The sequence below is a fragment of the Streptococcus sp. 2741 genome (assembly GCF_013276315.1).
Lineage (GTDB): Bacteria > Bacillota > Bacilli > Lactobacillales > Streptococcaceae > Streptococcus > Streptococcus pseudopneumoniae.
In genome coordinates, this window is record NZ_VMKU01000031.1 from 1 (window position 1) to 6,582 (window position 6,582).

At 44.0% G+C, this 6,582-nt stretch carries 10 protein-coding genes; all 10 read left to right on the forward strand.

Annotated features, from left to right (window positions below; all coding sequences use genetic code 11):
• The first annotated feature begins 271 nt into the window (after positions 1-271).
• The 10 genes from HT671_RS03760 to yidD all read left to right on the forward strand — a co-directional run bounded on the left by HT671_RS03760 (position 272) and on the right by yidD (position 6,439).
• Positions 272-520, forward strand: coding sequence for a YneF family protein (locus HT671_RS03760; protein ID WP_000364983.1), 249 nt, complete (start codon positions 272-274; stop codon positions 518-520).
• A 203-nt stretch (positions 521-723) separates the two neighbouring features.
• Entirely contained in the window at positions 724-1,518 is a 795-nt protein-coding gene (gene racE / locus HT671_RS03765) for a glutamate racemase (protein ID WP_000370374.1), read from the forward strand.
• Entirely contained in the window at positions 1,515-2,486 is a 972-nt protein-coding gene (locus HT671_RS03770; protein WP_000182447.1) for a nucleoside-triphosphate diphosphatase, read from the forward strand. Before racE ends, HT671_RS03770 begins: the two co-directional genes overlap by 4 nt.
• Entirely contained in the window at positions 2,462-2,983 is a 522-nt protein-coding gene (locus HT671_RS03775; RefSeq protein WP_001118962.1) for a metallophosphoesterase, read from the forward strand. Before HT671_RS03770 ends, HT671_RS03775 begins: the two co-directional genes overlap by 25 nt.
• Positions 2,980-3,441, forward strand: coding sequence for a cyclic-di-AMP-binding protein CbpB (gene cbpB, locus HT671_RS03780; protein WP_000560725.1), 462 nt, complete (start codon positions 2,980-2,982; stop codon positions 3,439-3,441). Before HT671_RS03775 ends, cbpB begins: the two co-directional genes overlap by 4 nt.
• Complete coding sequence (gene xerD, locus HT671_RS03785; protein WP_277422124.1) at positions 3,438-4,172, forward strand: site-specific tyrosine recombinase XerD; 735 nt, start codon at positions 3,438-3,440, stop codon at positions 4,170-4,172. The genes cbpB and xerD overlap by 4 nt, the downstream gene beginning before the upstream one ends.
• On the forward strand, positions 4,172-4,900 hold the full coding sequence (locus HT671_RS03790) for a segregation/condensation protein A (RefSeq protein ID WP_000351896.1): 729 nt from the start codon (positions 4,172-4,174) through the stop codon (positions 4,898-4,900). Before xerD ends, HT671_RS03790 begins: the two co-directional genes overlap by 1 nt.
• Positions 4,901-4,918: 18 nt before the next feature.
• Positions 4,919-5,488: an SMC-Scp complex subunit ScpB gene (gene scpB / locus HT671_RS03795; protein ID WP_000105298.1), complete on the forward strand. Its 570-nt coding sequence runs from the start codon at positions 4,919-4,921 to the stop codon at positions 5,486-5,488.
• Positions 5,475-6,197, forward strand: coding sequence for a pseudouridine synthase (locus HT671_RS03800; RefSeq protein WP_001222218.1), 723 nt, complete (start codon positions 5,475-5,477; stop codon positions 6,195-6,197). Before scpB ends, HT671_RS03800 begins: the two co-directional genes overlap by 14 nt.
• Positions 6,197-6,439, forward strand: a complete 243-nt coding sequence (gene yidD / locus HT671_RS03805; RefSeq protein ID WP_000821628.1) for a membrane protein insertion efficiency factor YidD — start codon at positions 6,197-6,199, stop codon at positions 6,437-6,439. Before HT671_RS03800 ends, yidD begins: the two co-directional genes overlap by 1 nt.
• Positions 6,440-6,582 lie beyond the last annotated feature (143 nt).

Here is a 6,582-nt window from a genome sequence, read left to right on the forward strand (position 1 = left end):
TCAGAAAGATTCAGTTCGATACAGGCTCGATTCTTTGTTTTCTTTCCTTGGTCTATAGCTTTTATCACAAGATATTTTTTCGTTTCATTCATATTCAGTTGGATACTTTTCATACGACTATTTTATCAAATGGGACATTTTCACGTTCGATTTACTAAAGACATTCTCACATTCGAATTACATTCCATCCCTGATAGCGTAAAACAAACTAGTCAGGGTGACTAGTTTGTGGTATAATGAAAGGGACTCAAAAAGAAACAGGAGAAAAATGATGGATTTACTTTTAGCAATTGTATTGATTGTGCTAGCTTTTTTAGGAGGAGCTATTGGAGGAATGTACTTGGTTCGTAAGCAAATCGAAAAGGAATTCGCTGACAACCCACGTTTGAATGCTGAAGCAGTTCGTACTCTTTTGAGTGCAAATGGTCAAAAACCAAGCGAAGCCAAGGTACAACAAGTTTACCACCAAATCATTCGCCAACAAAAGGCAGCCCTTGCTAACAATAAAAAGAAAAAATAGATAAGGAAAAGTCTGGGATGAAAGTTCCAGACTTCTCACTATGTTGGCTAAGGGTTTAGGGATGAGACTTTTTCCTTGCATTCTATTGATATTTGATTATGATTAAGAGAGATAGTTATTGATTAGGCTGTCATTATTCAGTTCATAAGGAACGGTAATCATAATGAACTATCAATCAGAAAAAAGACTAGAAAGAAGACTGTATGGATAATCGCCCAATTGGTTTTTTGGATTCGGGTGTCGGGGGCTTGACCGTTGTGCGCGAGCTCATGCGCCAGCTTCCCCATGAAGAAATCGTCTATATTGGAGATTCGGCACGGGCTCCCTATGGTCCCCGTCCTGCTGAGCAAATTCGTGAATATACTTGGCAGTTGGTCAACTTTCTTTTGACCAAGGATGTCAAAATGATTGTCATTGCTTGTAATACTGCGACTGCGGTCGTCTGGGAAGAAATCAAGGCTCAACTAGATATTCCTGTCCTAGGTGTTATTTTGCCAGGAGCTTCGGCAGCTATCAAGTCCAGTCAAGGTGGGAAAATAGGTGTGATTGGAACGCCCATGACGGTACAATCAGATATCTATCGTCAGAAAATTCATGATCTGGCTCCAGACTTACAGGTGGAGAGTTTGGCCTGTCCCAAGTTTGCCCCCTTGGTCGAGTCTGGCGCCCTGTCAACCAGTGTTACCAAGAAAGTGGTCTATGAAACCCTGCGTCCCTTGGTTGGAAAGGTGGATAGCCTGATTTTGGGTTGTACCCATTATCCATTGCTCAGACCTATTATTCAAAATGTCATGGGACCAAAGGTTCAGCTCATCGATAGTGGAGCAGAGTGCGTACGGGACATCTCAGTCTTACTTAATTATTTTGAAATCAATCGTGGTCGCGATGCTGGACCACTTAATCACCGTTTTTACACAACAGCCAGCAGCCAAAGTTTTGCACAAATTGGTGAAGAATGGCTGGAAAAAGAGATTCATGTGGAGCATGTAGAATTATGACAAATAAAATTTATGAATATAAGGATGAACAGGACTGGTATGTCGGGTCCTATGGTATTTTTGGTGGCGTCCGGACGTTGACGGATGATGACTTGGATTTTCCTCTATTGGAGTTTGCCCAAAGATTTCGAGATGAGGATCGAGGTTTTCCTGTTTCTGTTACTGTTTTACGCTATGGTTCTCTCTACCGTTTATTGTCTTTTGTGGTAGATATCCTCAACCAAGAAATGGGACGAAATGTAGAAGTCATTCAACGTCAGGGGGGGGTTCTCTTAGTTGAAAATGGGCAACTCCTGCATGTAGAATTGCCTAAAGAAGGTGTTGATGTAGAAGCATTCTTTGAGACAAACAAGGTCAGAGAAACCTTATTGATTGCGACTCGTAACGAAGGCAAGACCAAAGAGTTCCGAGCTATCTTTGATAAGTTAGGCTACGATGTGGAAAATCTTAATGACTATCCTGACCTGCCTGAAGTAGCTGAAACAGGCATGACCTTCGAAGAAAATGCCCGTCTCAAGGCAGAAACCATTTCTCAATTAACGGGCAAGATGGTTTTGGCAGATGATTCTGGTCTCAAAGTCGATGTCCTTGGTGGCTTACCAGGCGTCTGGTCAGCTCGTTTCGCAGGTGTGGGAGCAACTGACCGTGAAAATAATGCCAAACTCTTGCACGAATTGGCCATGGTCTTTGAACTCAAGGACCGCTCGGCTCAGTTCCACACAACCCTAGTCGTAGCCAGCCCAAATAAGGAAAGTTTAGTTGTTGAAGCAGACTGGTCAGGTTATATTAACTTTGAACCTAAGGGTGAAAATGGCTTTGGCTATGATCCCCTCTTCCTTGTAGGAGAAACAGGTGAGTCATCAGCTGAATTAACCCTGGAAGAAAAAAATAGTCAATCTCACCGTGCCTTAGCCGTTAAGAAACTTTTGGAGGTATTTCCATCATGGCAAAGCAAACCATCATTGTAATGAGCGATTCCCATGGCGATAGCTTGATTGTGGAAGAAGTCCGTGATCGCTATGTGGGCAAAGTCGATGCCGTTTTTCATAACGGCGATTCTGAACTACGTCCGGATTCTCCACTTTGGGAGGGCATCCGCGTTGTTAAAGGGAACATGGACTTCTACGCCGGCTACCCAGAACGTCTGGTGACTGAGCTTGGTTCGACCAAGATTATCCAAACTCATGGTCACTTGTTTGACATCAATTTCAACTTTCAAAAGTTGGACTACTGGGCTCAGGAGGAAGAGGCCGCTATCTGCCTCTATGGTCACTTGCATGTGCCAAGTGCTTGGTTGGAAGGCAAGATCCTCTTTCTAAATCCAGGTTCTATCAGTCAACCACGAGGTACCATCAGAGAATGTCTCTATGCTCGTGTGGAGATTGATGATAGTTACTTCAAAGTGGACTTTTTGACACGAGATCACGAGGTGTATCCAGGTTTGTCCAAGGAGTTTAGCCGATGATTGCCAAGGAGTTTGAGACTTTCTTGTTGGGGCAGGAGGAAACTTTTTTGACCCCTGCTAAAAATCTAGCTGTGTTGATTGATACCCACAATGCGGATCATGCGACCCTCTTGCTCAGTCAGATGACCTATACCCGTGTTCCTGTTGTGACAGATGAAAAACAGTTTGTTGGGACGATTGGACTCAGAGATATTATGGCTTATCAGATGGAGCATGACTTGAGCCAAGAAATCATGGCGGATACGGATATCGTTCATATGACAAAAACGGACGTAGCGGTTGTTTCGCCTGATTTCACCATTACGGAGGTCTTGCACAAGCTAGTAGATGAGTCCTTCTTACCGGTTGTGGATGCAGAGGGTATTTTCCAAGGGATTATTACGCGCAAGTCCATCCTCAAGGCCGTTAATGCCCTCTTGCATGACTTTAGTAAGGAATATGAGATTCGATGCCAATGAGAGACAGGATTTCAGCCTTTTTAGAGGAAAAGCAGGGCTTGTCTGTCAATTCCAAGCAGTCCTATAAGTATGATTTGGAGCAATTTTTAGACATGGTAGGTGAGCGGATTTCTGAGACCAGTCTCAAGATTTACCAAGCCCAGCTAGCCAATCTAAAAATCAGCGCCCAGAAGCGAAAGATTTCGGCCTGTAACCAATTTCTATACTTTCTCTATCAAAAAGGAGAGGTGGACAGCTTTTACCGCTTGGAATTAGCCAAACAAGCTGAAAAGAAGACGGAAAAGCCAGAGATTCTATACCTAGACTCTTTTTGGCAGGAAAGCGACCATCCAGAGGGACGCTTGCTAGCGCTCTTAATCCTAGAAATGGGGCTCTTGCCCAGTGAGATTTTAGCCATCAAGGTTGCGGACATCAATCTGGATTTTCAGGTGTTGCGAATCAGCAAGGCTTCCCAACAGAGGATTGTCAGCATTCCCACGACCTTGCTTTCGGAGTTGGAACCCTTGATGGGCCAGATATATCTCTTTGAAAGGGGAGGGAAAGCCTATTCTCGTCAGTGGGCCTTTCGTCAGTTAGAAGCTTTTGTCAAGGAGAAAGGTTTCTCAACCTTATCAGCTCAAGTCTTACGTGAACAGTTTATTCTAAGACAAATAGAAAACAAGGTCGATTTGTACGAAATTGCAAAAAAATTAGGATTAAAAACAGTCCTGACCTTAGAAAAATATAGATAATGGATATTAAATTAAAAGATTTTGAAGGGCCCCTGGACTTGCTCTTGCACCTGGTTTCTAAGTATCAGATGGATATCTACGATGTGCCCATTACGGAAGTTATCGAACAGTATCTAGCCTATGTCTCAACCCTGCAGGCCATGCGTCTGGAAGTGACGGGTGAGTACATGGTTATGGCCAGTCAGCTCATGTTGATTAAGAGCCGCAAGCTCTTGCCAAAGGTAGCGGAAGTGACAGATTTGGAAGATGACCTGGAGCAGGATCTTCTCTCTCAAATTGAAGAATACCGCAAGTTCAAGCTCTTGGGGGAGCACTTGGAAGCCAAACACCAAGAACGGGCCCAGCACTATTCCAAAGCGCCGACAGAGTTGATATACGAAGATGCGGAGCTTGTGCATGACAAGACGACCATTGATCTCTTTTTGGCTTTTTCAAATATCCTAGCCAAGAAAAAAGAGGAGTTTGCACAGAACCACACGACTATCTTGAGGGATGAGTATAAGATTGAGGACATGATGATTATCGTGAAAGAGTCCTTGGCTGGACGAGATCAATTGCGCTTGCAGGATTTGTTTAAGGAAGCCCAGAATCTCCAAGAGGTCATCACCCTCTTTTTGGCAACCCTAGAGTTAATCAAAACCCAGGAGCTAACCCTCGTACAAGAGGAGAGTTTCGGAGATATTTATCTCATGGAAAAGAAGGAAGAAAGTCAAGTGGCCCAAAGCTAGACTTGATAGAGAGGAAAGATGAGTACTTTAGCAAAAATAGAAGCGCTCTTGTTTGTAGCGGGTGAAGATGGGATTAGAGTCCGCCAGTTAGCTGAACTCCTCTCTCTGCCACCGACAGGCATCCAACAGAGTTTAGAAAAATTAGCCCAGAAGTATGAAAAGGCCCCAGATTCCAGTTTGGCTCTAATTGAGACAGGGGGCGCTTATAGATTGGTGACCAAGCCTCAATTTGCAGAGATTTTGAAGGAATACTCTAAGGCACCTATCAACCAGAGTTTATCTCGGGCTGCCCTTGAAACCTTGTCCATCATTGCTTACAAACAGCCCATCACACGGATAGAGATTGATGCCATCCGTGGGGTCAACTCGAGTGGGGCCTTGGCAAAGTTGCAGGCCTTTGACTTGATACGAGAAGACGGGAAAAAAGAAGTGTTGGGTCGCCCCAACCTCTATGTGACTACAGATTATTTCCTAGATTACATGGGAATTAACCATTTGGAAGAATTACCAGTGATTGATGAGCTTGAGATTCAAGCCCAAGAAAGCCAATTATTTGGTGAAAGGATAGAAGAAGATGAGAATCAATAAGTATATTGCCCACGCAGGTGTGGCCAGTAGGAGAAAAGCAGAAGAGCTGATCAAGCAAGGTTTGGTGACGGTTAACGGCCAAGTGGTACGTGAACTAGCAACCACTATCAAGTCAGGCGATAAGGTTGAAGTTGAAGGCCAACCTATCTACAACGAAGAAAAGGTCTATTATCTGCTTAACAAACCACGCGGTGTCATTTCCAGTGTGATAGATGACAAGGGCCGCAAGACGGTTGTCGACCTCTTGCCCAACGTGAAAGAGCGCATCTACCCTGTAGGTCGTTTGGACTGGGATACATCAGGAGTTTTGATTTTGACTAATGATGGGGATTTTACGGATGAGATGATTCACCCTCGTAATGAGATTGACAAGGTTTATGTCGCGCGTGTTAAAGGTGTGGCCAATAAGGATAATCTCCGCCCCTTGACCCGTGGACTTGAGATTGATGGTAAGAAAACCAAACCGGCTGTCTATGAGATTCTCAAAGTGGACCCAGTCAAAAACCGCTCTGTGGTGCAGTTGACTATCCATGAAGGGCGTAACCACCAGGTTAAAAAGATGTTTGAAGCTGTCGGTCTCCAAGTAGATAAGTTGTCACGGACCCGTTTTGGACATCTAGACTTGACAGGACTTCGTCCAGGAGAATCCCGTCGTCTTAATAAAAAAGAAATCAGCCAACTACACACCATGGCTGTAACCAAGAAATAATGAAACGAATTTTAATAGCGCCTGTGCGCTTTTACCAACGGTTTATCTCACCAGCCTTTCCACCCTCTTGTCGCTTTGAGCCGACTTGTTCCAACTACATGATTCAGGCTATTGAAAAACATGGCTTCAAGGGTGTTTTGATGGGCTTGGCTCGGATTTTACGTTGCCATCCCTGGTCGAAAACAGGTAAGGACTCCGTCCCAGACCACTTTTCCCTCAAACGGAATCAAGAAGGGGAATGAGGTGAGGTAAATAGATTTCAAAATGATAAAAACGCATCCTATCAGGTTTGAGTGAACTTGATAGGATGCGTTTTAGAATGTCAAAATTTTATACTCTTCGAAAATCTCTTCAAACCACGTCAGCTTCTATCTGCAACCTCAAA

Bases quoted from the DNA above. Each gene is read 5' to 3' on its own strand.
- HT671_RS03770 (WP_000182447.1), top strand. From the start codon at position 1,515: ATGACAAATAAAATTTATGAATATAAGGATGAACAGGACTGGTATGTC.
- xerD (WP_277422124.1), top strand. From the start codon at position 3,438: ATGAGAGACAGGATTTCAGCCTTTTTAGAGGAAAAGCAGGGCTTGTCT.
- scpB (WP_000105298.1), top strand. From the start codon at position 4,919: ATGAGTACTTTAGCAAAAATAGAAGCGCTCTTGTTTGTAGCGGGTGAA.
- HT671_RS03760 (WP_000364983.1), top strand. From the start codon at position 272: ATGGATTTACTTTTAGCAATTGTATTGATTGTGCTAGCTTTTTTAGGA.
- HT671_RS03800 (WP_001222218.1), top strand. From the start codon at position 5,475: ATGAGAATCAATAAGTATATTGCCCACGCAGGTGTGGCCAGTAGGAGA.
- HT671_RS03775 (WP_001118962.1), top strand. From the start codon at position 2,462: ATGGCAAAGCAAACCATCATTGTAATGAGCGATTCCCATGGCGATAGC.
- racE (WP_000370374.1), top strand. From the start codon at position 724: ATGGATAATCGCCCAATTGGTTTTTTGGATTCGGGTGTCGGGGGCTTG.
- yidD (WP_000821628.1), top strand. From the start codon at position 6,197: ATGAAACGAATTTTAATAGCGCCTGTGCGCTTTTACCAACGGTTTATC.
- HT671_RS03790 (WP_000351896.1), top strand. From the start codon at position 4,172: ATGGATATTAAATTAAAAGATTTTGAAGGGCCCCTGGACTTGCTCTTG.
- cbpB (WP_000560725.1), top strand. From the start codon at position 2,980: ATGATTGCCAAGGAGTTTGAGACTTTCTTGTTGGGGCAGGAGGAAACT.